The 403-nt window shown below is 57.1% G+C and carries 1 pseudogene; it reads left to right on the top strand.

The features are described 5' to 3' along the window. Nucleotides 1-403: pseudogene (locus GXB78_RS27990) on the top strand (hypothetical protein); the annotation flags it as partial.

Below are 403 nucleotides of genomic sequence, written 5' to 3'. Positions count from 1 at the left end.
TGTTGAAAAGCGCTTGGTCAAATGGAAAGGCATGCAGCGCAACAGCTCTGCTGCCTCCTCCGGTTCAAGCCATCCGAAAAGAGCGGAAAAGCCTGCGAACAAAGATGCCGCCGTTGCAGCCAAAGGCACAGACGGTGCCAGTGGCACTCACTCCAATCAGGTCGAAGCCTCCAAAGTTGGTCTTCAGGCTCCTTCCAGCATTTTGAATGAGGGCTTGGGTGTCAGCGGCGAGCACATCGCCGACTACATCTGTGCCGTGGAGTTTGGCTGGGGCAAGGACTGGGATGGGCACGATAAGGGCGCTGACGGTAAGTGGCTTGAGGGAGTGCCAAGCGCAAGCAAGTTGGGGAAACTTTCGGCGGGCGGCAGTCCCAAGGCCAAACATGTGTTGTACAAGCTCACG

Source organism: Pseudomonas moraviensis subsp. stanleyae (genome assembly GCF_036283065.1).
Classification (GTDB): domain Bacteria; phylum Pseudomonadota; class Gammaproteobacteria; order Pseudomonadales; family Pseudomonadaceae; genus Aquipseudomonas; species Aquipseudomonas stanleyae.
This window is presented reverse-complemented; position numbering and strand designations above follow the sequence as displayed.